The sequence below is a fragment of the Endozoicomonas euniceicola genome (genome assembly GCF_025562755.1).
Classification (GTDB): Bacteria; Pseudomonadota; Gammaproteobacteria; order Pseudomonadales; family Endozoicomonadaceae; genus Endozoicomonas_A; species Endozoicomonas_A euniceicola.
Window position 1 is genome coordinate 5,613,804 of sequence record NZ_CP103300.1, and the last position, 23,103, is coordinate 5,636,906.

Below are 23,103 nucleotides of genomic sequence, written 5' to 3' on the forward strand. Positions count from 1 at the left end.
TTCGGCGGTTATTATAAGAACTGGAGCGGAATTTATAATCTGGTTGCTTGCCGCAGAATCAGTGGGGTTGTCCGTAGACAAGGTGCCTGACTGTCATGCTTTGAAATGAACTAATTGCCAAAAATCTATTCTATAAACCTGAAACTCGATTATCCACTCAAAACAACAAACTTATGAAAACAATCATAACATTAAGCTATTTATTTTTATTCCTTTTCTGGGGGCTTCTGTTCAGTTATCGCTCGTTGGGTAGTGATGATGAGGTTCTTGAATATAACGTACAAGTTAGTAACCGGTTTGATGTTCTTGCTGTTGAGGAACCTATGGCTGATGAGGAACCTATGGCTGAACATGAGTCAGAACATGAGTCAGAACATGAGTCAGAACATGAGTCAGAACATGAGTCAGGGCAAACCAATGAGCAGTATGGTGACCCTTCAGAGGGCTGGCAAGTGACAACCGATACCCTGAGCAGTGAGCAGGTGACAGAGATTTACAACAATATTCAGGAGCTATTAGCATCAAACCCTGTAGCGGCTGAGTTTTCGTCTGCTTTTCATGAGCGACACCCAATAATCGAAAGCTTATACAGTTGGCGTAGTTGTATACGCCTTTCTGTAGCTTCTCACCGTTTGCGCGTTTTTGCTGCTGTTTTGGGATTCAATGCTGGCAGGTACGAACTGACAAGCGGCATAAGAGTTATAAATATTGTGTGGAGGGTTTTGGAGTCAAGAAGAGTACCGTCTTTTGGCTGGTATCAATTGGGTACAGCCCTGCTTATAACGGGCGAATTGCAACGCAACCGTCATATTGACAGGGCGCTTAACCGTTTTTACCAAAGGTATGGACACTTGTCACAAGAGTTCGAACTTGCTGGTGATATTGATCTCGAAGCACTCCGGCGACATGTTGAGCGTTTTAACCAGGCTGTTATAGATTCTGACAGAGGCGTGATTAGCCAGTTAAGGCTTCCTGTTATTATGGGGTGCCTGAGTACCCTTTTAATGCTTGCATACCAGACTTCATCAGGTCAGAAATAATCGATTGTTGAGAAGAAGCTCAAGAAAGCGCTTCCGGACAAGTGTTTTTTCCTTAAGGGGAACGGAAGGTTAGAATATACCGCTGTTGGCTATTAGCTTTTGGTGGTTGGCTGTCTGAGCAGCTAATAGCCAACCGCCAAAAGCCCGGTAAGACATTGAATGCTGCGCCCTTAAGCTGATAATTGTCGGTGATATGGTCAGGCTGGGAAATGACTGAATTTAGAGGATTAAAGGTGTCGAAAAAGGGGTCACAGGGATTGAAGGGAAAGTGCCCCTTTTTCGACGTGAACGACAGTTTGCATGGACTTTAATACCTCTTTGTTCCAGTTTCTGGTATTAGTGCTGTCAGCATAACGCAGTGACCGCAGTCCGTTGCAAGCCAGGTTGCAAGGTTTAACCTGGTTATCCGGTCCTGGATAATCGCCTGACGTTCACAACGTAAGACCGGGGGGTTAAGAAAAAGTTGCAGCAGCGTGCCTTGTCAGTTCGGTTTGTTAGTGGTGCTGACATTATTTTCTGAACTTGTTAGTCAGGCTGTGCATTTTCCACCTTATCCGTTCGGAGTGACGTTCACATAAACCCGCAAAGTATCGCCTGATGGCTTTTTGGCGGTTTTCCAAGTCTGTAACTGTCCGTTGTAATCATAGGTGACCTGGTAATGATCCAGCACATTACGATGCTCGACGTTATATTCGGTCCGACACTGGTTAATGGTCCGTGCAGAACTGGTCGTGCCGCTGCTGGATTCGGCACCGATCGCTCCGCCCAGGGCTGCACCTGCTGCGGTCATGGCGACATTACCTGAGCCTTTACCAAACTGATTGCCGACAACCCCACCCACGATAGCACCGGCAATGGTTGATACCGGGTCTGAATCGGTGCGTTCTTCAACAATAACCATCTTCTCTTCGCAGATCTGATAAGGTTTGCGGATAGTTTCTGTCCGGAAAATTTCTTTGACCGAGATAATTCTGGCAGTATCCGAAAAGCTGCTGGCTACGGTGACATTAGACATTAACAGGCAACTGCCAAGGGCAATGAGGGGCTTTTTCATATCTCTCCTTTTGCATACTACTTATCTTGCAACACGCTTTACGGCTTGACCTCTCAGGTGCAGCAGGCGTTCTTGCATTTTGCCCGCATGTTTATCAAAAAAAAGCCTGAAGCTGTAGAAGCTTTAACAATCATTTACCAATGTGGAGTAAAGTCCGGACGAAGGGTGGGTATTACGTGCGTTAAGATGTGTTCCAGACAGGGCAGGAAGCGGGGAGCGCTGTCGTGTTCCCCGCCTTTAAAAGAGACGAATCAGGCCAGGGCATCCTGAAGGCGATCCAGCGCGGCCTCCAGTGCCTTTTCGCTGGTGGCGTAAGACAGTCGCATGCAGCCTTCGGCACCGAAAGCTGAACCGGGTACCATGGCAACACCTTTCTCCAGCAGTATTTCTGCCAGGTCGGTATCTTTTTGGATATCGAGGGTGCACATTGCCTCATTGAAATCCGGGAAAGCGTAGAATGTGCCGTCGCTTTCAATGGCGGTCACGCCGGGTAGTTCGTTCAGGCGAGCAACTACATAGTCATGGCGCTTCTTGAAGGCGGCCAGCATGACTTTGACACAATCCTGGGGGCCATCCAGTGCTTCCGTTGCAGCAGCCTGTGCGATGGAGCATGCGTTGGAGGTGCTTTGGGACTGAATTTTTTTCATGTTTTTAATCAGCCAGGCAGGGCCGCCACAGTAGCCAATACGCCAGCCGGTCATGGAGTAAGCCTTGGATACACCATTCAATACAATGGTTCTGTCGTATAGGTCAGGACAGGCCATCAGAATGTTGCAGAATGGCTCATCGCTCCAGAGAATGTGTTCGTAAATATCGTCTGTGGCGACCAGTACTTCCGGGTATTTCCTTAGTACGTCACCGAGGGCTTCCAGTTCCTGACGGGTATAGGCGGTGCCGGTTGGGTTGGACGGGCTGTTCAGCACCACGAGCCGGGTTTTATCGGTAATCGCTGCATCCAGTTGCTCCGGAGTCAGCTTGAAGCGATTTTCCAGCGTCGCTTTAACAATAACGGGCTTGCCTTCGGCAATGGTGACCATGTCGGGGTAGGACACCCAGTATGGCGCGGGGATGACCACTTCGTCGCCGGGGTTGATCAGTGCCAGTGCCAGGTTGAAGAAACTCTGCTTACCGCCGCAAGAGACCAGAATCTGGTCAGGAGCATAGTCGATACCGTTGTCACGGCTGAATTTGTTGATAACAGCCTGTTTCAGCTCAGGGGTGCCGTCGACCGGGGTGTACTTGGTTTTACCTTCAGCGATAGCTTTCAGGGCGGCGTTTTTAATATGCGCAGGTGTGTCGAAGTCAGGTTCGCCTGCACCCAGACCGATGATGTCCTTACCGGCTGCTTTTAATTCAGCGGCACGTGCAGTCACTGCGAGAGTAGGAGATGGTTTTACCCTTTGAACGCGTTGGGAAGGTTGGACAGTCACGATGTTCCTCTTTTATCGTTCTTTATACCGATGTAGAAAGGCACTGCAGCTATATGTTGTAGCTTTATTAGTGAACCTGAATGGCTTTTTTATTCACTACTGACGATACGCATAATACACAACCCCCGCAGGGGATGCTACGGGTTTATTTTGTATGACTATCTATATTTTATATTGTTTTGAAGGCGCTCAGAGTGTGCGTTCTGGTTATTTTTAACCAATATGACGTTTCCTAATACGGACATTTGCTCCGTATAATAGAGGCAATGGTTCAATAGTCTGCATGTCGGGTTTATATGGGTAAAGAATTTATAGTTTCAGCCGGGTTTAAGCCTGCCGGTGATCAGCCTGAGGCGATCAAAAATCTGGTGGGAGGGATTCAGTCAGGATTGGCGTGCCAGACACTGTTGGGGGTAACCGGGTCGGGCAAGACCTTTACCGTGGCAAATGTGATCGAGCAGATCCAGCGTCCAACCATCATTATGGCTCATAACAAGACACTGGCTGCACAATTATACGGCGAGTTCAAAGAGTTCTTTCCTGACAATGCCGTTGAATATTTTGTTTCTTACTATGACTATTACCAGCCGGAAGCCTATGTACCCAGTTCCGATACCTTTATTGAGAAAGACGCCTCGGTTAATGAACATATTGAGCAGATGCGGCTGTCAGCTACTAAAGCGTTGATGGAACGTGACGATGCGATCATTGTGGCAACGGTGTCAGCCATTTACGGTTTGGGTGATCCGCAGTCGTACAAAAAGATGATGATGCATCTGGATCGGGGCGATCAGCTTGATCAACGACAGGTGTTGCGCAATCTGGCCGAGCTGCAATATACCCGTAACGATACAGAGTTAAGGCGTGCTACCTACCGGGTGCGCGGTGATGTGATCGACATTTTCCCGGCAGAATCGGAAAAGGAAGCGGTTCGGCTGGAGCTGTTTGATGATGAACTGGAAGCGATCAGTCTGTTTGACCCATTGACAGGGGAGGTATTACAGAAGCTGCCCAGAGTGACCATCTATCCGAAAACCCACTATGTGACGCCCAGGCAGACCATTATTGATGCCACGGATGCCATTAAGGCTGAGCTAAAAGAGCGTCTGGAGGTATTACGTAATAATAACAAGCTGGTTGAAGCCCAGAGGCTGGAGCAGCGCACCCGTTATGATCTTGAGATGATGCTGGAGCTGGGTTATTGCACCGGGATTGAAAACTATTCACGACACCTGACTAAAACTTCACCGGGAACCCCCCCTCCTACCCTGTTTGATTATATTCCTGATAACGCCTTGCTGGTGATTGATGAATCCCATGTGACGGTTCCGCAGATCGGGGCGATGTATAAAGGCGACCGTTCCCGCAAGGAGACACTGGTCGAGTTCGGTTTCCGTCTGCCGTCGGCTCTGGATAACCGGCCATTAAGGTTTGAAGAGTGGGAAGACAGACGACCACAGACAATTTTCGTATCAGCGACACCCGGCAAGTATGAGGAAGAGCATCAGGATCAGATTGTTGATCAGGTAGTACGACCAACCGGCCTGGTTGACCCGGTTATTGAGGTTCGTCCGGCATCGACCCAGGTGGATGACTTGCTGTCGGAGATTAACCAGACGGTTGATAAAGGTGAGCGGGTGCTGGTGACTACGCTGACCAAACGTATGGCGGAAGACCTGACCGAATACCTGGGGGAACACGGGGTTCGGGTACGTTATCTGCACTCGGACATCGATACCGTTGAACGGGTCGAGATTATCCGGGATCTGCGTATTGGTGCATTTGATGTGCTGGTGGGTATTAACCTGTTGCGGGAAGGTCTGGATATGCCGGAAGTGTCGTTGGTAGCGATACTGGACGCGGATAAAGAAGGCTTTCTGCGTTCTGATCGCTCTTTGATTCAGACCATAGGCCGGGCGGCACGGAACGTGAACGGACGAGCCATTCTGTACGCTGATAAGCTGACAGGCTCGATGGACCGTGCGATTAAGGAGACAGAGCGCCGCCGTACCAGGCAGATGACTCATAACGAGCAACACGGCATTGTGCCAAAGTCAGTGCAAAAATCCGTGGCGGATATTCTTGAAGGGGCAGTGACACCAGGTAAGAAGAGGGGGGCCAGAACCCGTAAGGTGGCGGAGCCTGAGGCGGTTTATGAGGTAGCTCTGACACCGGAAGACATGGCGAAAAAGATCAGCGAGCTGGAAAGCCAAATGATGGAGCATGCCCGTAACCTGGAATTTGAAGAAGCCGCTTCAGTAAGGGACCAGATCAGCCGTCTGCGGGATAAGGCATTGAAATAAAAGTAATCAATCAACATTTTGCAGCACTCAGGGGTTGCTATTTTCATTCCTGTTGATAATATACACCCAACTTCAGGCGGTTAGCTCAGTTGGTTAGAGCGCCACGTTGACATCGTGGAGGTCACCAGTTCGAATCTGGTATCGCCTACCACTATCTTATTGATAGTTCTGAAGAAAAAGCCCGCTGTTAGCGGGCTTTTGTCGTTTAGGTCGGAAAATTATTTCAAATTTCCAGACCTGACAACCTCAGTCCAGCCTCTACCTCTTCGTATTTTATCTCGCGTCCTTCCTGATAATCGGTCGTCGTCTTGCCACTTGAATGCCCCATAAGCACCTGAACATAGTCATGTGAAAAACCAGCCCGGTGCTCATATCCATGAACCTAATGCCCGGATTTCATGGAACGATGGTTGCTCTTTTGGTTTCAGGTTTGGGTAAGCGTTAGCTTTTTTTCTAGCCTTGGCAAATGATTTTGTCAGGTGGTCTGGGGATATGTATGTCCAGTGAGGCTTGGCATTCATCTGACCCCTTCTTCTTGATTTTGGTTTGTAGTTAATTAACACTGATAAACCTCCGGCTATGCTGGGGAGACTCACATAGGTTTAACCGTAGCGACAGTAGCTAATTCAGTTTTCGACCAAGAAAATAGAAGGTAAAACCTATGCGAGACTACAAGAGTTTGGCCCATACCCGCTGGGATTGTAAGTACCACATCGTCTTCATCCCAAAGAAAAGGCGGAAGGTGATATATGGGAACCTCCGGAAATTCCTGGGGGAAATTTTTCATGAGCTTGCCAGAAGAAAGGGCTGCAAAATTTTGGAAGGTCACTTGATGCCTGATCATGTTCATATGTGCATCAGTATACCTCGAAAATATCCGGTATCTTTTGTTGTTGGCTATCTGAAAGGGAAGTGTGCAATAGAAATTGCCAAAAATTTCAAAGGTAGGCAACGAAATTTCAATGGAGAGCACTTCTGGGCCAGAGGGTATTTTGTCTCAACTGTTGGGCTTGATGAAGAAGTGGTACGAGCCTACATCCGAGATCAAGAAAAGAATGATTCAAGGAAAGATCAGTATGATCTTGATTGGTAAGCGCCCTTGGGCGCAATAAAAGCCCTTAGAGGGCGTAACCTAATAAGCTTCCGGCTATGCCGGAGGTCAGTTAACTGAGCCTCATTTAATCCGGGTTGACTTCCAGCTTCCATTCACCAGCTTGTCAATTCTCTAAAATACTAATCCCGCCTCTAATGTTAGAGGCATGCGATATTTTGTTATGCTCGAATCCCGTCGTCCGTTACGAAAAGAAATCCGCCTTGTTGAGCATGGATTTCAAACGGTGACGCCGTATCCAAAAGAAAGATTCTTCAAACGTCATATTTCCTGTGAAATCCGTAATATTCATGAAGTCGCCAGCTTTATTGACAAGCTCAGTACCAAACCGCAATTTGCGTTGGTTCATGGTCAGCCGCTGGACTCTTTACCCATGAACCAGATGGTAAGACGTTTGTACCATGGCAGAGATGATCATCCGCCCACCCTTGGAAACCGGATGCAGTCTCTGCTCATACTGGATATTGACGGCTTACCGATCCGGCCTGTAGACATGAACCGTGAACCCCGGTTGGCTATCAATCAGGCTCTGGAAAAACTCGGGTCGCCTTTTGCCCAGACCAGCTGCTACTGCCAGCTGACATCCAGCCAGCAACCTTATGCTGATCGCCTTTATGCCCATTTGTTTTTTGTGCTTGATTCAGAAGTGTCTCTACAGACTATCAAACGGTGGGCAGAAACCCGAAAGACCGATTGCCGCCTTGATCCGACGCTGTACAGTCCGGCACAGCTTATCTACACGGCACCACCTCTGTTTTTCGGGGGCAGTGATCCCCTGGTCAGACGCAGTGGTTTAGTGTTGTCACAAAAAAACACTTTGCCGGCGGACATAATACGCTCTGTCTCCAGAGTTTCTGTTAATAAGCCCCGGCCATCCCATAGTTATGGCGGTAAAGGACTGGATTACAATAATGTCTGTTTTACCGACACGCCAAGAGGTCGGGAGTGGCTGGATAAAATAGGTGACCATGCTGGAGGTGGTGGTTTCTACCCGGTGATACTCAGACTGATTGCCAGTGCCGCTAGGCTCAGGGGTTCAAAAAACAACTGGCAGGAACTTAAAGAGATTATCAGGCAACGGGTCTGGCAGGTGGGATCATCAGCTCGTGAGTACCGCTATCTGGCTCAAATCACCAGTGATGCTTCGCTGGACAGTTCGATTGCGGGTGCCATGAGAAAATTTGCCCGGTTTTGACCGGACACTCCATAAACAAGAGGTGGTAACATGACAGAACAAAAAGCCCGGCGAGTATTTATTGTCAGTCGCCATCCGGCCAGTGTTGACTGGATTAAACGACAGGGGTATGAACAGGCTGAGGTGATTGATCACCTGAAGCCGGGCGTGTTGCAACAGGGAGACCTGGTGGTGGGTACCCTGCCTTTACATATTGCCAGAGATATTAATGAACAGGGCGTGCGTTTAATTCACTTCAGTCTGGATGTTCCCCACAATATGCGTGGCAGAGAAATCAGTGCAGAAATGCTTGAAGAAATGAACCCGAGACTGGAGGAGCTGCATGTTATTTCCGGAAGAAAACCCGGTACAGAAAGCCTGGCAGAACCCGGTGACAGAGATGAGTGACAGGACAAAAACAGACGGAAATCATCATGATTTAACTGTGTCTTTATACAGTGTCTGGCAAGCCCCTTTGCAACCTCTTGATATTGAAGTATTATTTTGGCGGTAGAGTTCCGGAACTTCCCTGACTTTGAAGGGATTAAGACTCATTTCTGCCTTCGCCCTCGGTCTGAAGCCAGTGTTCCGGAACTTCCCTGACTTTGAAGGGATTAAGACGCTTCGACTTCGACCCCTTCGGAGCGATACCGTTCCGGAACTTCCCTGACTTTGAAGGGATTAAGACGGTTTTTCAGGATGGAAAAGGGGATGCTTAGAAGTTCCGGAACTTCCCTGACTTTGAAGGGATTAAGACGAACTTTGAAAACCCTATAGCCAAGCAGATCGGTTCCGGAACTTCCCTGACTTTGAAGGGATTAAGACAATGCGCCGCCACCCAGCAGGGTTTTTGTGCTGAGTTCCGGAACTTCCCTGACTTTGAAGGGATTAAGACTCATCACCAACGCCCCAAGCATCGACGATGCCATCGTTCCGGAACTTCCCTGACTTTGAAGGGATTAAGACAAATGACAAATGCCCTCTGAACTTCGGTTTAGAGGTTCCGGAACTTCCCTGACTTTGAAGGGATTAAGACCATACCACCTTCACGCCATGACCTGTAGTACTTGTTCCGGAACTTCCCTGACTTTGAAGGGATTAAGACCCTTCGGCGGCGGCTGATAAAGGCGTTATGCGTTCCGGAACTTCCCTGACTTTGAAGGGATTAAGACTGACGGGATTTATATGATCCTGCCGGTTTTGCTCGTTCCGGAACTTCCCTGACTTTGAAGGGATTAAGACAACCCTCACGAATCATCCCTGCCTCGATAGCGTTCCGGAACTTCCCTGACTTTGAAGGGATTAAGACCTTTGCGGCAGCGTGCTTGGCGTTCCGAGCGTGTTCCGGAACTTCCCTGACTTTGAAGGGATTAAGACACTCAACAACTCTCGTGTTGTGGTCAGGCTTGTTCCGGAACTTCCCTGACTTTGAAGGGATTAAGACTTACTTTTCTGCTTGAGTTGAATGTATTTCATGTTCCGGAACTTCCCTGACTTTGAAGGGATTAAGACGTCCTTCGGCTTTGGCTCCAGCAGCCCGAAGAAGTTCCGGAACTTCCCTGACTTTGAAGGGATTAAGACGGCAGACTAATTCTTGAACGCTGTTTCTACCAGTTCCGGAACTTCCCTGACTTTGAAGGGATTAAGACGAAGGCGGCCTACCAGTCCAGCCAATCGCCTAAGTGTTCCGGAACTTCCCTGACTTTGAAGGGATTAAGACATCGGTAGAGGCCATGATAAAGCCAATATCTGTGTTCCGGAACTTCCCTGACTTTGAAGGGATTAAGACGTACTGGCATAAAGAACGGAGCGCCGCCAATGTTCCGGAACTTCCCTGACTTTGAAGGGATTAAGACTCTGTTTTCAGGTCGCCCGGTCTTTGATCCGAACCAGTTCCGGAACTTCCCTGACTTTGAAGGGATTAAGACGTCACCTTACGACCCAGGTCTGCAATAATACCCGTTCCGGAACTTCCCTGACTTTGAAGGGATTAAGACATTGGTGAACTGCCGCAAGCTTTCATTTCCATGCGTTCCGGAACTTCCCTGACTTTGAAGGGATTAAGACAATATCTAACTCAATTTGTTTTTCTTGCTCATTGTTCCGGAAGTTCCCTGACTTTGAAGGGATTAAGACACAGGCACAGTCTTTACTTTACATTCACCTCCAGTTCCGGAACTTCCCTGACTTTGAAGGGATTAAGACTCTGTTAGGTTTATCCATGGACGACCGTTTTTTGTTCCGGAACCTCCCTGACTTTGAAGGGATTAAGGGCAGCAGGAGATAAGAATTTCTCTGTTTCCACCTTCTTTCGTAGGTTGAGACGAACGAAGTGACTCCCAACATAGGGAGTTAATTCTGGGCACCGTGTTGGGTGTCGCTTCGCTCTACCCAACCTACATTGCCTATTTTGTTGTGCTGCTCCCCTAAGACTTAGGAACTGTACCGACAGCGGGCGACGAAAACTTCCAACACCATTTATACAAGCTTGCCAACCCCCCTCCCTCCACCCATGAACACTAAACTGTCTAACAAGTCAGTCAGGAGTTCATCGTATGTCAGCCAAACCGTGGGTTATCTGTTACGACATCAGTGACAACAAATCCCGTCAGCGGGCCTTGTACCTTCTTCGCAAAATTTGCGACAGTCGGCAGAAGTCCGTGTTTGAATGCTGGCTGACCGAGTCTCAACAACTGGAAATTTTCTGGCAATTATCGCCGCTGCTGGGTGAATCAGACTCATTGTTTTTTGTCCCGGTCAGCCGCTCCCGTGAAATCATACGGCTGGGGCAGTCTGATTCGGTGTTGTTTAATGATTTCCTGCTGGTGGCCTGACGATGGCACATCTTATTATTAACGAAAGAGTGAAATCCCTTGAGTGTCAGGCCCAGGCTTTGCTGATTCGCAAGGAGCAGCAACCTCCGCTGACTATTCCATTACGCAGGCTCGATACGCTGGTGTTGCTCCATTCGGTCAGTATCCCCAGTCGCCTGATCAGCACTGCCCAGGAGATGGGTATTGCGCTGGTTTACATCAATACCCATCGCCTTTCCAGAAGCTTTACCATTGCGCCACCGGGGTCAAACCTTGCACAACGCAAGCTGAGGCAGCTTTTATTGCTGAACCAGACGCATCAGAGAACAGAGCTGGTGCGTTACTGGATAAACGTAAAAATGAATCGAATGCTCAAGGCTGTTGACGGTTGTATGCAGCGTCGGCCTGAATTTCGCAAACCACTTTTTGATGCTCATCAACAGATTATGACGTGCAGGCAGGCACTGAATAATCAGCAGACCATTGACCAGCTCAGGGGGCTGGAAGGCAGAGCTCAACATAGCTGGTTCAGAGCATTTCGTTGTCTGGTGCCTGCCAGCCTTGGCTTTCAGAAACGTCAGCGCCGCCCTGCTAAAGACCCGGTTAATGCGCTGTTGTCGTTGACATATACAAGAGTCTATTTGCTGGTATGGGAAGTCATCTTAGCCTCTGGGCTTGATCCTTCTGTTGGCTTCTATCATAAGTCCACGCCTTCCCGTCAGGCTTTGGCCTGTGATGTGATGGAGCCGGTCAGGCCACTGGCGGAACTGTTTGTTATGCAAAGGTTTAATCAGAGAATGCTTCGTGCCCACGACTTTGTGTTATCTGGGCAGGGTTGTTTTTTGAAACCGGAAGCCCTGCAACGATTTCAGTCGGAGTTTGAGCAGGAATCCCGAAGCTGGAAAAGGCTTCTGCGGATTTATGCCAATACCCTGATAAAGAGAATGGAGGCTGTAGAGTACCATGGCGGCTGAACAGGACTGGTTGATTTGTTACGACATTAAAGATGCCAGGCGACTGGCCAGGGTACACCGGCTTATGAGGCAGGAAGCTTTATCTTTGCAGCGATCCGTTTTTTTTGGACGGTTTCAACGGAGTGTTCTGAACGATCTGGTTGAAGCTATCGAGCCACTGATTGATCCTGACCATGATGATGTCAGATTATTTCCCCAGCAGGCGCAGTCGGCAATCAAGTGGTGCGGTTGCCCACCGCTGCCAGAGGGTATTGAGTTCAGTGCCAGCCCCAAAGTCATTGTCTGGAATGACCCTCATGAAGAGGAATAGCACGGCACAATGGACACGCTATACATTAATCATAAAAATGCTTGCCTCACCATCCATCAGGGGCGGCTGGTTGTCGGGCAGGCTGATGCATCCCAAACATTTTCCCTTGAGTTGCTGAAACGAGTCGTTATCGGAACCACCGTTGATTTAAACTCTTCGGTTGTACACTGTCTGGTGGCGAAGGGGATCGGCCTGCATTTCCAAAGCAGTCGTCTCAACACTACTCCCGTTAGCGTGATGGCTGAACCCGTTGCCAATGTCTGCCGACGACAGGGACAGTATTACTGTATCGCCAATAAAGAACTCTCTTTTCGTCTGGCAAGGGCTTTGGTTCGTTACAAACTCACCCGTCAGTCTTTGTGGCTCAAGTCCATAAACCAGGCAGAGCTCTCAGACAAAATGTCTGCGATATTAACGAGCCTGAATCAGATAAGCCCGGATAAAGGTCTTTTGCTGAATCTGGAAGGGCAGGGAGCCAAACAAGTATACCGGGCAATGCAGTTAATACTGCCAGCTTCCCTTGAATTCACCGGACGCAATCGCCGCCCCCCTCTTGACCCTGTCAATGCACTGCTCTCACTCGGGGCCACTGGTTTGTATCAGCAGGCTATTCTGTCGCTTTGCAGCCGGGGGCTGGACTGCTATGCCGGAGTTTTTCATGCTCCCTGCCATGGGCGAGCCTCTTTAGCCTGCGATCTGACAGACTGTTTCAGGCCGGAACTGGAGGCTTTTGTTGTTGACCTGTTTATCCGGAACATTATTAATAAGTCTCATTTTTTCTGGCGGAAAAAGGTTGAGTGTGTTCTGAACCGTGAAGGACAGAGAATCTGGTATCCCCTGTGGTACCGGTTTTCAAAACAGGTGGAAAAGAAGATGGGGGTTACTACTCTGAAGTGGGCTTTGGGGGCTGAAGGTTGGATTAGAAGCCCCCACTAGAGTTAGCTTGCCGATTTAGTTGAGGTACTGTGTCACTTTCAGTATTCTGCGGGCTTCTGGGTTCCCCAGGCTCTTCAGGTCGTCGTAAGCCTCTGGCAGGTACTCTACATCCCAAGCCATGTTGATCAATCCTCAAATCGTTTCAACATGTCAGCATGACTGATAGTGGTGCCATCAAAGGCAGTAAGCCGCTCGCGGGCTACAGCTTCAAGGCGCAGGTCTTCCAGTTCATTCATCAGGGACTCAAATTTTTCTACGCTCAACAGTACGGCAGCAGGTTCATTGTTTCGCATCACAACATATTTGTCGTTTTCACGGTTGCAAATTTGTAACTTTTCTACAAACCACTAAACATAAGCTCAAAGTCGTCTACTTTTAGAGTATGCAAAATGCTCATGTTTCAGGATCAGGCACAACACCTGCATTACTGCCTGCCCCCTTTGCTACCTCGCAGGTCATCCTCACCAAGCAGGAACACATCCAGCTAAAACAGCAGGCCAACCTCTGGCATGCCATGTGGAAGGCGGCCTGTGGCCGAGAGAAAAAAGTATTGGCTAAAAATGCCTCTCTTATCGCTCAGCATAAAGCCGAAATGGCTGGGTTGAACACCCAGGTCGCTGATCTGAAATCAGAACTGGCACACATGAAGCACTTGCTTTTCGGTCGTAAATCAGAGAAGACCAGTTCTTCTTCAAAGAAAAGTGGCAATACTACCCGGCCACCTTCAAATCGAAAACGAGGTCACCAGCCCGGAGTCCCCGGCTCTGGTCGCCATCTTCACAACAACCTGCCAGTGGTTCATGAGTCTGTAGACTTACCAGTGGACAAACAGTGTTGTACAGTCTGTCACCGGCCATTCAAGTCTTTTTTCAATGACGACAGCTGCGACGTAATTGAAGTTGAAGTTAAGGCTCACGTTCGTCGTTATCACCGAAGGCATTACCAAAAAACTTGCCAGTGCCCTGAAACGCCCAATATTACTACTCCACCACCTCCACCAAGACTCATCAACAAAGGAAAGCTTGGTATTTCTGTCTGGGTGGAGCTGTTGCTGAATAAGTACGCATACGGCATCCCCATAAACAGGCAACTTGAGTCTTATAAGACTCAGGGACTGGAACTGTCGCAGGCGACCATCTCCTTTGGCCTGGAAGCTATAACGCCCTTTTTTGAGCCGGTTGCCGAAGCTACTCGGGAATTCGTCGCCAGTAGCGATCAGTGGCATGCTGATGAAACCCGGTGGATCAGCTGGGCACATGAGACCACAGGTTCTCACAAACATTGGCTTTGGGTATTTCTCTGTGATCAGGCGGTTTATTTCAGCATTGCTGACACCCGTGCGGCTGTCGTACCAGAGTCGATCATTGGTGACGGGGCTGGAACGCTGGTGTGTGACCGATACTCAGCGTACAAAAAGCTTGCGAATGATGCGGTGTCTATTAATTTAGCTTTCTGCTGGGCTCACGTCAGGCGGGATTTTATTGACGCTCAACGAGGTGATCCGGAGTTGGAGAAATGGAGCGCCACCTGGGTGAACAGGATTGGTCGTTTATATCATCTTAATAGTCAGCGACTTGAAGTGCTTGATGAACCTGAGCAGCTAGCAACACAGCAGTTACGGCTTGAACATCAGGTAGAGCAGATGGCAATCCAGAGGGATCAGGAACTTAATCGTCCTAAACTGCGAGTCAGAGCGAAAAAAGTGCTCGAAAGTCTACAGAATCACTGGGAAGGATTGACCCGCTTTGTCACTGATCCCGGTATCCCCATGGATAACAACGCTGCAGAGCAAGCACTGCGCACAGGTGTCGTTGGCAGGAAGAATTACTACGGCTCTGGCAGCGTATGGAGTGCTGATATAGCCGCTTTTCTATTCAGCGTTTTTATGACGCTAAAGCTTTGGGATATTAATCCAAAAATCTGGCTGGGTGCCTATCTTGAGGCTTGTGCCATAAATGGCAGGAAGCCACCTAATGATCTCACTCCTTATCTGCCCTGGTTAATGAGTGAGGAGCGGCTTTGTGAAATGCGCAATCATGATCCGCCAAAGGTATAACAATTGGAGGCAACAATAGGGAAAAGCGGTGTCTTAATTGCTAATTTTGAAGCGGTTTGTAGAAAAGTTACGCAAATTTTATCCAGATACTCTTTGAAACTACGCACAAGTCTTGTCACTGGGAGCGCCTGTTCTGCAGAATCTAATAAGGCTGCCATAAGTGTTACCTCGTCTTAATCATATTATTAGCTGATAATAGTATGGTAATTATCTGATATCCACTATGTGACACCCTCGATTGGGTGGGGATGTAAGGCGAGGGCTTATGGCGAAGATGCTAATATATCCAGCCGGTTGCTTCCGGCAATGGTTGAGAAAGGGGTTATGTTGCTATCTGAACAATTCAGAATGTGATCCGGTTCTTTCGAAGACTATCTTCTGACCATCAACCCTATACATCAGAAGCCAATCAGGTTCTATGTGGCACTCTCTGTACTTGTTAAGGCTTCCGGTTAAAGCATGGTCACGATTCTTTGCGGGTAAGGATTTCTGGTTAATCAGCAACTTCAATACCTCAACCAGCTTATCCATGTCTTGGTTCTGCTTCTTTACTTTCTTGTAGTCTTTTTTGAATCTTGACGACTGTACTGGCTTTAACATTATTCGTCATCCAGGTCCCTTAACATATCTTCAAGGGTGTCGAACTCTTTTAAGCCTATGCCTGCATTGGAATCAGCAAGTGCCTTTATTGTCTCATCGTTAGGTATGCGGACATCGAAGGGCATTCCCTGACACAACCCTACCTGTTTATAGAATAAAGTGATTGCCTGTGTGGTATTGAGTCCTAGCTGTCTGAATACCGCTTCAGCCTGCCTTTTTACATCGGGCTCAATTCTTGCCTTGACTACCTCACTTTTGCTCATTTTAAGTACCTCTTGCATACCATGTAGTGTTGTTTTGTATGATGCAATGTCATTGTAGACCATTTGGTACACAGCACAATATAGATCGGGTAAGGGCTGGTTTTTCGGTTGCGGAACTTCTCTTCAAAGTCAGGGAAGCTCCGGAACGTAAAGGTTACCGGTGCCCAGATGGACAATGGGCGGAACTTCTCTTCAAAGTCAGGGAAGCTCCGGAACGGGCGGCGTAGGTGACATCATGGCGAATGTTCGCGGAACTTCTCTTCAAAGTCAGGGAAGCTCCGGAACTCTACCGCAAAAAATAATACTTCAATATCAATAGGTTGCAAAGGGGCTTGCCAGAAACTGTTGTTTTGTACAGTTAAATAGACGTATAAAACGTTAATTTTTCCTTCCTCCACGGGTGCTGGCTGGCAGAGCGCATCGACAGCATCAGCTGTCGGGCAGATCTCCTGTATTTACCCAATAGAACTCTCTTTTCGTCTGGCAAGGGCTTTGGGTCGTTACAAACTCACCCGTCAGTCTTTGTGGCTCAAGTCCATAAACCAGACAGAGCTCTCAGAAAAAATGTCTGCGATATTAACGAGTCTGAATCAGATAAGCCCGGATAAAGGTCTTTTGCTGAATCTGGAAGGGCAGGGGGCCAAACAAGTATACCGGGCAATGCAGTTAATACTGCCAGCTTCCCTTGAATTCACCGGACGCAATCGCCGCCCCCCTCTTGACCCTGTCAATGCACTGCTCTCACTCGGGGCCACTGGTTTGTATCAGCAGGCTATTCTGTCGCTTTGCAGCCGGGGGCTGGACTGCTATGCCGGAGTTTTTCATGCTCCCTGCCATGGGCGAGCCTCTTTAGCCTGCGATCTGACAGACTGTTTCAGACCGGAACTTGAGGCTTTTGTTGTTGACCTGTTTATCCGGAACATTATTAATAAGTCTCATTTTTCCTGGCGGAAAAAGGTTAAGTGTGTTCTGAACCGTGACGGGCAGAGAATCTGGTATCCCCTGTGGTACCGGTTTTCAAAACAGGTGGAAAAGAAGATGGGGGTTACTACTCTGAAGTGGGCTTTGGGGGCTTTGGGGGCTTTGGGGGCTGAAGGTTGGGTGAGGTCTTAGCAAAATCGTCGTAAACCCTCGCCCAATGCGGGCGGGGATATAAGACGGGAAGGCGCAGAGCCTTCCGCCATCAATCTGGTGTACTCTGGCTATTAACGTAGTCCTTCAGAGTCTCGATAGTTGCACCGCCAGCACTGCAAGCAAAGTAAGACCTTGACCACATTAAGCCTGCTTTGCTCTGAGCAGTAAGGTGGGTATTCAGCATTCGCAACCGTCTTGATGATGTTGATTTGAGATTATTTACCATGACACTGATAGCCAGTTTTGGTGGGTAGGCCACCAACAGGTGAACGTGATCTTTTTCGCCATCCATTTCAAGTAACTGGCATTCCAGTTTTTCACATGCACTCTCGAACGACTCCCGTAACTGCTTGATCATATAGCCATCAAAAAGCTTTCGTCTGTACTTTGTCGTGAACACCAAATGAACAACCAGCTTGGTAACGCTATGTCGTTTGCGAAGATACCCTTTAAGCAAATCTTTATTGTGTGCGCTCACTTGAAAACCTCTTTCAAATACCTGTAATATGAAGATTATATTAATGAGCACTGAAATAATGTTCCATGCTGAGAGCCACCAAAGTACGAATCTATCCAACATCAGAGCAGGCGGAATTTCTCGACCGTCAGTTTGATGCTGTGCGGTTCGTATGGAACAAGGCCCTGGCTATTAAGGTTCATTATTACAAGGTTCGTGGGCAGAGCCTTTCTCCCAAAAAACACCTGAAGCCCTTGCTGGCAAAAGCCAAGAAAAGCCGAAAGTACTCATGGCTGAAAAACGCTGACTCTATTGCACTGCAACAGGCCACTATCAATCTGGATACGGCCTTTCAAAACTTTTTCAATCCCAAATTGCAGGCAAGATTTCCTCGCTTCAAGAAAAAGCATGGCAAGCAAAGTAGCTACCATTGTACGTCTGTCTCTGTGGGCGATAACTGGATAAAAATCCCCAAGTGCAAGCCCATAAGGGCTAAAGTGCATCGTGAAATAGTGGGTAAGGTGAAGTCTATCACCCTGAGCAGAACGCTAACCGGCAAGTATTTTGCCTCCATATTGGCTGATGATACCCAGGAACAACCAAAACAGATTGATAATCTTGAAGCTAATCAGGTTGTCGGTGTTGATATGGGGATTACTGATCTGGCTATCACCAGTACCGGCCATAAGACTGGCAATCCTCGCTTTCTGAAAAAAGCACAACGTAACCTGAAAAGAAAACAACAGGCTCTATCTCGCTGCAAGAAAGGCTCAAAAGGTAGGCACAAAGCCCGTTTATTGATGGCAAAGGCGCATGAGCGTGTAGCCTTTGCCCGTAATGATTTTCAGCATAAGCTATCAAAACAACTCATCGACGAAAACCAAGCGGTGATTGTGGAGACACTGAAAGTTAAAAACATGCTCAAGAACAAGCGTCTTGCTCGTTCTATTGCTGATGCTGGCTGGCACTCACTGATAACCAAACTCGAATACAAGGCAAAGCAGGAAGGTAAACATCTGGTGAAGATAGACCAGTGGTTTGCATCCTCTAAAACTTGCTCAGTCTGCGATTTGAAACAGGAAAAAATGCCATTGAGAATCCGATCATGGGAGTGTAGCTGTGGTGCTATCCATGACCGGGATATTAATGCAGCTCGCAATATCAAGAAGCAAGGCATATTGAAATTAAAGGCGGAAGGACTGTCCGTTTCTGCTGATGGAGGCTTGCGTAAATCCGGCAGACTGTCGGTTGCTGCCTAAGAAATCAGAAGCCTCACCCGATAGGGTGGGGAGCAGTCACGGATATCCAAGCTTGAGTATGACTTGGTTACTACCATAATGCTCTCAATGTGCCACAGCTTGAGCAAATACCACTTTGTGGTATATTTACTACTACAAAGTAGGATAGTATGGAATTTGTAGAAACCAGCGTATTTACCAAAATTATTACCCAGCTCATGTCTGATGATGATTATCGAGTCATGCAGGAGACCATGATCGCCCAGCCTGACATTGGTAGCGTTATCAAAGGTACTGGGGGTTTACGGAAGTTTCGCTGGAAGCTGGGTAGCTCCGGCAAACGGGGAGGCGTTCGCACCATCTATTACTGGCAGGTCAGTGAAGATACCTTCTACATGTTGTACGCCTATACCAAAAACCGGCAAATAGACTTAACCAGTGCCGAGAAAAAAGTACTGTCAGAACTAGCGAGGGAGTTGTGCAATGAGTGACCATGAATTTAACTTTGATGAATTAGTGGAGAGCGTAAGGGAAGCAATCGACATTAACAAAGGCATTAAGAAGCCTTCACGGACATTCCAGTATGAAGAGATTGATGTAGCCAGTATCAGAAAAGCAACGCACCTCTCTCAGGAGAAGTTTGCTGCACTCATTGGGGTGAGCATTAAGACAGTTCAGAGTTGGGAGCAGAAGGTGAGAAAACCGCTTGGGCCAGCCAGATCACTACTGATTATGTTTCGCAATAACCCAGTCCAGGCAATGAACTTACTTCACCAGTAATACTATATATCGGTTAAGGGTCGTTTTCCGAAAACAAAAGCAAGGTTTTTTCTTAATCCCTTCAAAGTCAGGGAAGCTCCGGAACGATATAAGTGAAAAAGGCATGATCCGGCTGAAGTCTTAATCCCTTCAAAGTCAGGGAAGCTCCGGAACGTAGAAATTCGGGAATTAGAAGATGAGAATTTGTCTTAATCCCTTCAAAGTCAGGGAAGCTCCGGAACGCTCGGATCGTTCACCGGATGGAAATTGCTCGGAAGTCTTAATCCCTTCAAAGTCAGGGAAGCTCCGGAACTACTGTTACGAGCTAAGGTGCTGGTCGCCTAGCGTCTTAATCCCTTCAAAGTCAGGGAAGCTCCGGAACTGGGTCTGCCGGGTCGAGCCAGCCGGGGATAAGGGTCTTAATCCCTTCAAAGTCAGGGAAGCTCCGGAACTGATGGCTACGAGGAAGACGAGGAAGCGCACGAAGTCTTAATCCCTTCAAAGTCAGGGAAGCTCCGGAACAACAGTATCAGGTCTGGCCTGATGTCCTTCAGTCTTAATCCCTTCAAAGTCAGGGAAGCTCCGGAACAAGAAGAATAAGCCAGACCCTAAGTTCGAGTACGTCTTAATCCCTTCAAAGTCAGGGAAGCTCCGGAACAATTCACCAGCTTGTGTAACCTGCCTACCTGCGTCTTAATCCCTTCAAAGTCAGGGAAGCTCCGGAACCACTTGGATGAACCAATCAGGTTCGCTGAACCGTCTTAATCCCTTCAAAGTCAGGGAAGCTCCGGAACTTTTTGTCGTGTCATCAACCAATGGAGGACATGACGTCTTAATCCCTTCAAAGTCAGGGAAGCTCCGGAACTCTCAAGAACGCTCAGAAGTATGCCGGTGCAGGGTCTTAATCCCTTCAAAGTCAGGGAAGCTCCGGAACAACCAGTACAACGCGAGAGTTCGTACCGCCCTGTCTTAATCCCTTCAAAGTCAGGGAAGCTCCGGAACGAATAACCATGAGCAAGCCGAGAGTTCGAGTAACCGTCTTAATCCCTTCAAAGTCAGGGAAGCTCCGGAACGGCTAAATGCCGCCTCTTCTCGCTTCATGTTGTCGTCTTAATCCCTTCAAAGTCAGGGAAGCTCCGGAACGAAGCTGCCGTCAGCATGAACATCGAAACACTGTGTCTTAATCCCTTCAAAGTCAGGGAAGCTCCGGAACAATGAGTAAAGTACAAACCGGCTCAATGAAAGTGTCTTAATCCCTTCAAAGTCAGGGAAGCTCCGGAACTCGCACCGGCGAGGACATGGAAGTCTCTTGCCACGTCTTAATCCCTTCAAAGTCAGGGAAGCTCCGGAACGTACTCGACAGTGACGCTATCACGTTCGACGGCGTCTTAATCCCTTCAAAGTCAGGGAAGCTCCGGAACGTAAGTACCCTGGCATCAACGAATGCCTTCCGTCTTAATCCCTTCAAAGTCAGGGAAGCTCCGGAACGCTGCGGGACAGTGACACCCGCGAAGGTCAGGCGTCTTAATCCCTTCAAAGTCAGGGAAGCTCCGGAACCTTGGCTCGGGTTCATCGAAAGAATCCGCAGGGTCTTAATCCCTTCAAAGTCAGGGAAGCTCCGGAACTGATGGCCTGTGTCGTGTAGAGCGATGTTTCGGTCTTAATCCCTTCAAAGTCAGGGAAGCTCCGGAACCCTGAACGTGGTCGGATAACCACGGGTGATTTTGTCTTAATCCCTTCAAAGTCAGGGAAGCTCCGGAACCTTAGAAGTGGCAAAAGGACATACGGAATTAGTCTTAATCCCTTCAAAGTCAGGGAAGCTCCGGAACGACTAACCTTTGGGATAGCTGGACCAAGTAAGGGTCTTAATCCCTTCAAAGTCAGGGAAGCTCCGGAACAAATCACAGCAATGCTCTTAGCTTCGGAGTACAGGTCTTAATCCCTTCAAAGTCAGGGAAGCTCCGGAACGAAGATACTCGCCTTGCAGGGATACCACTCACCGTCTTAATCCCTTCAAAGTCAGGGAAGCTCCGGAACTACAAATGGAACCCGGACTGACATCCAGCCCGAGTCTTAATCCCTTCAAAGTCAGGGAAGCTCCGGAACTGGCATCGCTCCGAAGGCCACGAAGTCCAAGGGTCTTAATCCCTTCAAAGTCAGGGAAGCTCCGGAACTCGGTCAGCACGGGTTTGGGCTGCCAGGTCTGGGTCTTAATCCCTTCAAAGTCAGGGAAGCTCCGGAACAAAGCCAGTTAAAGAACGGGCGTTCCTGATCGTCTTAATCCCTTCAAAGTCAGGGAAGCTCCGGAACATTTACAGGGTTTTTATCATTGTCATTTTTTTTGTCTTAATCCCTTCAAAGTCAGGGAAGCTCCGGAACAGCTTGGAGTTTTTTATTGGGTTTGAATATCAGTCTTAATCCCTTCAAAGTCAGGGAAGCTCCGGAACGAGGAAGACAAGGCGATGATGGCAGCGGAACTGTCTTAATCCCTTCAAAGTCAGGGAAGCTCCGGAACGCAAGGAGGCGCTTTCGACCTGATCATCGAACGTCTTAATCCCTTCAAAGTCAGGGAAGCTCCGGAACTCTACCGCCAAAATAATACTTCAATATCAATAGCTTGCAAAGGGGCTTGCCAGACACTGTTATTTTGTACAGTTAAAAAGGCGTCTAAAACGTTCATTTCCCTTTCCTCTTAGTGGGTTGACGACAGCATCAGCTATCGGGCAGCTCCCCTGTGTTTACCCAATGGTTGATAACATCGCGGAACTGTTTGATCTCATCGTATTGCAATACATTAATGTCATAGCTTTTAGCCCGGGAGGTCACTTTTATCTTTCTTCCTTTCTTGTTTTCGTAGTCCAGCGGTGAGGCACTGACCAGCATTCGTTCACAGAACAGCCCTCCGGCATGGCTACCAATGCTGTCCAGCTTATGAATAATATCCGCATCTTTCTGCTTGTTCTTTTGCATCTGGCTGGTTTTGCATTCCACCAACAACATGCGGTTGTTATGTACGATGACCAGATCCAGATCATTGCGTACATCATCCTTGCGATGCTTGCCATCGTGAATGTCCAGCCCTGCCGCAACATACTCAGCATCGGAATCCCCGGCAATATGCCAGACATACTCTTCCAGCCAGCGGCCTTTGATATAACAGGCAGCCTCGGCACTGGTAAAATACAGCGTCTCGGGACGCTCTTCCGACCAGTCAAAAATGCCTTCTTCCTTCAGTTTTTTGAGGATGTGTTTGCCGCGATAACCAGCGTAATTCAGTGTCTGAAGGTTTTCATTGGGTTTTAATTCATCATTTTCATCCAGAGCCTTTGCGACCGCTCTATTGATTTGGGGAAGGATGCTGCCGCCTTTTTCATGCATCAGGTCTTCAATGTGTTCCACCAACCATTTTGTCAGGGCTTTACGCTCATTGGCTTTATCGCACCAGGGTGAT

Annotated in this window: 22 protein-coding genes, 1 tRNA gene and 2 CRISPR repeat arrays; of the genes, 15 read left to right on the forward strand and 8 right to left on the reverse strand. The window is 48.2% G+C overall.

From position 1 onward, the window contains the following. Window positions 1-173 precede the first annotated feature (173 nt). Window positions 174-1,040 carry a hypothetical protein gene (locus NX720_RS22825; protein ID WP_262597759.1) on the forward strand — a complete coding sequence of 289 codons (867 nt, stop codon included), beginning with the start codon at window positions 174-176 and terminating at the stop codon, window positions 1,038-1,040. A gap of 550 nt (window positions 1,041-1,590) precedes the next feature. Here NX720_RS22825 and NX720_RS22830 read toward each other — a convergent pair. Then, entirely contained in the window at window positions 1,591-2,094 is a 504-nt protein-coding gene (locus NX720_RS22830; protein ID WP_262597760.1) for a glycine zipper 2TM domain-containing protein, read from the reverse strand. Between the two features lie 251 nt (window positions 2,095-2,345). After that, on the reverse strand, window positions 2,346-3,527 hold the full coding sequence (locus NX720_RS22835) for a pyridoxal phosphate-dependent aminotransferase (protein WP_404831109.1): 1,182 nt from the start codon (window positions 3,525-3,527) through the stop codon (window positions 2,346-2,348). 293 nt (window positions 3,528-3,820) lie between these two features. Here NX720_RS22835 and uvrB point away from each other — a divergent pair, with 293 nt between their 5' ends. The 9 genes from uvrB to cas1 (NX720_RS22880) all read left to right on the forward strand — a co-directional run bounded on the left by uvrB (window position 3,821) and on the right by cas1 (NX720_RS22880) (window position 13,145). Then, complete coding sequence (gene uvrB / locus NX720_RS22840) at window positions 3,821-5,827, forward strand: excinuclease ABC subunit UvrB (protein ID WP_262597762.1); 2,007 nt, start codon at window positions 3,821-3,823, stop codon at window positions 5,825-5,827. A 74-nt stretch (window positions 5,828-5,901) separates the two neighbouring features. Beyond that, window positions 5,902-5,978, forward strand: a tRNA-Val gene (locus NX720_RS22845). A 510-nt stretch (window positions 5,979-6,488) separates the two neighbouring features. Then, on the forward strand, window positions 6,489-6,920 hold the full coding sequence (gene tnpA / locus NX720_RS22850; RefSeq protein ID WP_262597764.1) for an IS200/IS605 family transposase: 432 nt from the start codon (window positions 6,489-6,491) through the stop codon (window positions 6,918-6,920). A gap of 166 nt (window positions 6,921-7,086) precedes the next feature. Next, window positions 7,087-8,133: a hypothetical protein gene (locus NX720_RS22855; protein WP_262597766.1), complete on the forward strand. Its 1,047-nt coding sequence runs from the start codon at window positions 7,087-7,089 to the stop codon at window positions 8,131-8,133. Window positions 8,134-8,163: 30 nt separating this feature from the next. Beyond that, window positions 8,164-8,520, forward strand: coding sequence for a CRISPR-associated protein Csx16 (csx16, locus tag NX720_RS22860; RefSeq protein WP_262597768.1), 357 nt, complete (start codon window positions 8,164-8,166; stop codon window positions 8,518-8,520). A gap of 107 nt (window positions 8,521-8,627) precedes the next feature. Then, window positions 8,628-10,386: a CRISPR direct-repeat array (repeat unit 36 nt; unit sequence GTTCCGGAACTTCCCTGACTTTGAAGGGATTAAGAC). Window positions 10,387-10,667: 281 nt separating this feature from the next. Next, a complete protein-coding gene (cas2, locus tag NX720_RS22865; protein ID WP_262567246.1) occupies window positions 10,668-10,946 on the forward strand; it encodes a CRISPR-associated endonuclease Cas2 in 279 nt (92 codons plus the stop codon). Between the two features lie 2 nt (window positions 10,947-10,948). After that, window positions 10,949-11,899: a CRISPR-associated endonuclease Cas1 gene (gene cas1 / locus NX720_RS22870; protein WP_262597769.1), complete on the forward strand. Its 951-nt coding sequence runs from the start codon at window positions 10,949-10,951 to the stop codon at window positions 11,897-11,899. After that, window positions 11,889-12,209: a CRISPR-associated endonuclease Cas2 gene (gene cas2 / locus NX720_RS22875; RefSeq protein WP_262597770.1), complete on the forward strand. Its 321-nt coding sequence runs from the start codon at window positions 11,889-11,891 to the stop codon at window positions 12,207-12,209. Before cas1 (NX720_RS22870) ends, cas2 (NX720_RS22875) begins: the two co-directional genes overlap by 11 nt. 9 nt (window positions 12,210-12,218) lie before the next feature. Further along, complete coding sequence (cas1, locus tag NX720_RS22880; RefSeq protein ID WP_262597771.1) at window positions 12,219-13,145, forward strand: CRISPR-associated endonuclease Cas1; 927 nt, start codon at window positions 12,219-12,221, stop codon at window positions 13,143-13,145. Between the two features lie 125 nt (window positions 13,146-13,270). On the opposite strand, the gene NX720_RS22885 is transcribed toward cas1 (NX720_RS22880), so the two are convergent. After that, on the reverse strand, window positions 13,271-13,471 hold the full coding sequence (locus tag NX720_RS22885) for a type II toxin-antitoxin system Phd/YefM family antitoxin (RefSeq protein ID WP_262601640.1): 201 nt from the start codon (window positions 13,469-13,471) through the stop codon (window positions 13,271-13,273). A 56-nt stretch (window positions 13,472-13,527) separates the two neighbouring features. Between NX720_RS22885 and tnpC the strand changes: the two genes are divergently transcribed. Further along, entirely contained in the window at window positions 13,528-15,201 is a 1,674-nt protein-coding gene (gene tnpC / locus NX720_RS22890; protein ID WP_262595368.1) for an IS66 family transposase, read from the forward strand. Here the strand turns inward: tnpC and NX720_RS22895 are convergent. The 3 genes from NX720_RS22895 to NX720_RS22905 all read right to left on the reverse strand — a co-directional run bounded on the left by NX720_RS22895 (window position 15,180) and on the right by NX720_RS22905 (window position 16,064). Then, on the reverse strand, window positions 15,180-15,359 hold the full coding sequence (locus NX720_RS22895) for a hypothetical protein (protein WP_262597772.1): 180 nt from the start codon (window positions 15,357-15,359) through the stop codon (window positions 15,180-15,182). The genes tnpC and NX720_RS22895 overlap by 22 nt on opposite strands. A gap of 172 nt (window positions 15,360-15,531) precedes the next feature. After that, window positions 15,532-15,801 carry a type II toxin-antitoxin system YafQ family toxin gene (locus NX720_RS22900; RefSeq protein WP_262597774.1) on the reverse strand — a complete coding sequence of 90 codons (270 nt, stop codon included), beginning with the start codon at window positions 15,799-15,801 and terminating at the stop codon, window positions 15,532-15,534. After that, a complete protein-coding gene (locus NX720_RS22905; protein ID WP_262597776.1) occupies window positions 15,801-16,064 on the reverse strand; it encodes a type II toxin-antitoxin system RelB/DinJ family antitoxin in 264 nt (87 codons plus the stop codon). The genes NX720_RS22900 and NX720_RS22905 overlap by 1 nt, the downstream gene beginning before the upstream one ends. Window positions 16,065-16,445: 381 nt before the next feature. On the opposite strand from NX720_RS22905, the gene cas1 (NX720_RS22910) reads away from it, so the two are divergent. After that, entirely contained in the window at window positions 16,446-17,177 is a 732-nt protein-coding gene (cas1, locus tag NX720_RS22910) for a CRISPR-associated endonuclease Cas1 (protein WP_262601641.1), read from the forward strand. Window positions 17,178-17,247: 70 nt separating this feature from the next. Here the strand turns inward: cas1 (NX720_RS22910) and tnpA (NX720_RS22915) are convergent, their stop codons facing one another. Next, entirely contained in the window at window positions 17,248-17,676 is a 429-nt protein-coding gene (gene tnpA / locus NX720_RS22915) for an IS200/IS605 family transposase (protein ID WP_262595354.1), read from the reverse strand. A 65-nt stretch (window positions 17,677-17,741) separates the two neighbouring features. Between tnpA (NX720_RS22915) and NX720_RS22920 the strand changes: the two genes are divergently transcribed. The 3 genes from NX720_RS22920 to nadS all read left to right on the forward strand — a co-directional run bounded on the left by NX720_RS22920 (window position 17,742) and on the right by nadS (window position 19,673). Next, on the forward strand, window positions 17,742-18,914 hold the full coding sequence (locus tag NX720_RS22920; protein WP_262597778.1) for an RNA-guided endonuclease InsQ/TnpB family protein: 1,173 nt from the start codon (window positions 17,742-17,744) through the stop codon (window positions 18,912-18,914). Between the two features lie 149 nt (window positions 18,915-19,063). Further along, window positions 19,064-19,384, forward strand: a complete 321-nt coding sequence (locus tag NX720_RS22925; protein ID WP_262597780.1) for a type II toxin-antitoxin system RelE/ParE family toxin — start codon at window positions 19,064-19,066, stop codon at window positions 19,382-19,384. Beyond that, a complete protein-coding gene (gene nadS / locus NX720_RS22930) occupies window positions 19,377-19,673 on the forward strand; it encodes a NadS family protein (RefSeq protein ID WP_262567254.1) in 297 nt (98 codons plus the stop codon). Before NX720_RS22925 ends, nadS begins: the two co-directional genes overlap by 8 nt. Before the next feature lie 49 nt (window positions 19,674-19,722). Then, window positions 19,723-22,235: a CRISPR direct-repeat array (repeat unit 36 nt; unit sequence GTCTTAATCCCTTCAAAGTCAGGGAAGCTCCGGAAC). 129 nt (window positions 22,236-22,364) lie between these two features. Here the strand turns inward: nadS and NX720_RS22935 are convergent. Next, window positions 22,365-23,051 carry a Card1-like endonuclease domain-containing protein gene (locus NX720_RS22935; protein WP_262597781.1) on the reverse strand — a complete coding sequence of 229 codons (687 nt, stop codon included), beginning with the start codon at window positions 23,049-23,051 and terminating at the stop codon, window positions 22,365-22,367. Between the last annotated feature and the right edge of the window lie 52 nt (window positions 23,052-23,103).

Coding starts and splice junctions, on each gene's coding strand:
- NX720_RS22825 (WP_262597759.1), top strand. CDS start 174: ATGAAAACAATCATAACATTAAGCTATTTATTTTTATTCCTTTTCTGG.
- NX720_RS22830 (WP_262597760.1), bottom strand. CDS start 2,094: ATGAAAAAGCCCCTCATTGCCCTTGGCAGTTGCCTGTTAATGTCTAAT.
- uvrB (WP_262597762.1), top strand. CDS start 3,821: ATGGGTAAAGAATTTATAGTTTCAGCCGGGTTTAAGCCTGCCGGTGAT.
- tnpA (WP_262597764.1), top strand. CDS start 6,489: ATGCGAGACTACAAGAGTTTGGCCCATACCCGCTGGGATTGTAAGTAC.
- NX720_RS22855 (WP_262597766.1), top strand. CDS start 7,087: ATGCGATATTTTGTTATGCTCGAATCCCGTCGTCCGTTACGAAAAGAA.
- csx16 (WP_262597768.1), top strand. CDS start 8,164: ATGACAGAACAAAAAGCCCGGCGAGTATTTATTGTCAGTCGCCATCCG.
- cas2 (WP_262567246.1), top strand. CDS start 10,668: ATGTCAGCCAAACCGTGGGTTATCTGTTACGACATCAGTGACAACAAA.
- cas1 (WP_262597769.1), top strand. CDS start 10,949: ATGGCACATCTTATTATTAACGAAAGAGTGAAATCCCTTGAGTGTCAG.
- cas2 (WP_262597770.1), top strand. CDS start 11,889: ATGGCGGCTGAACAGGACTGGTTGATTTGTTACGACATTAAAGATGCC.
- cas1 (WP_262597771.1), top strand. CDS start 12,219: ATGGACACGCTATACATTAATCATAAAAATGCTTGCCTCACCATCCAT.
- tnpC (WP_262595368.1), top strand. CDS start 13,528: ATGCAAAATGCTCATGTTTCAGGATCAGGCACAACACCTGCATTACTG.
- NX720_RS22895 (WP_262597772.1), bottom strand. CDS start 15,359: ATGGCAGCCTTATTAGATTCTGCAGAACAGGCGCTCCCAGTGACAAGA.
- NX720_RS22900 (WP_262597774.1), bottom strand. CDS start 15,801: ATGTTAAAGCCAGTACAGTCGTCAAGATTCAAAAAAGACTACAAGAAA.
- NX720_RS22905 (WP_262597776.1), bottom strand. CDS start 16,064: ATGAGCAAAAGTGAGGTAGTCAAGGCAAGAATTGAGCCCGATGTAAAA.
- NX720_RS22920 (WP_262597778.1), top strand. CDS start 17,742: ATGCTGAGAGCCACCAAAGTACGAATCTATCCAACATCAGAGCAGGCG.
- NX720_RS22925 (WP_262597780.1), top strand. CDS start 19,064: ATGGAATTTGTAGAAACCAGCGTATTTACCAAAATTATTACCCAGCTC.
- nadS (WP_262567254.1), top strand. CDS start 19,377: ATGAGTGACCATGAATTTAACTTTGATGAATTAGTGGAGAGCGTAAGG.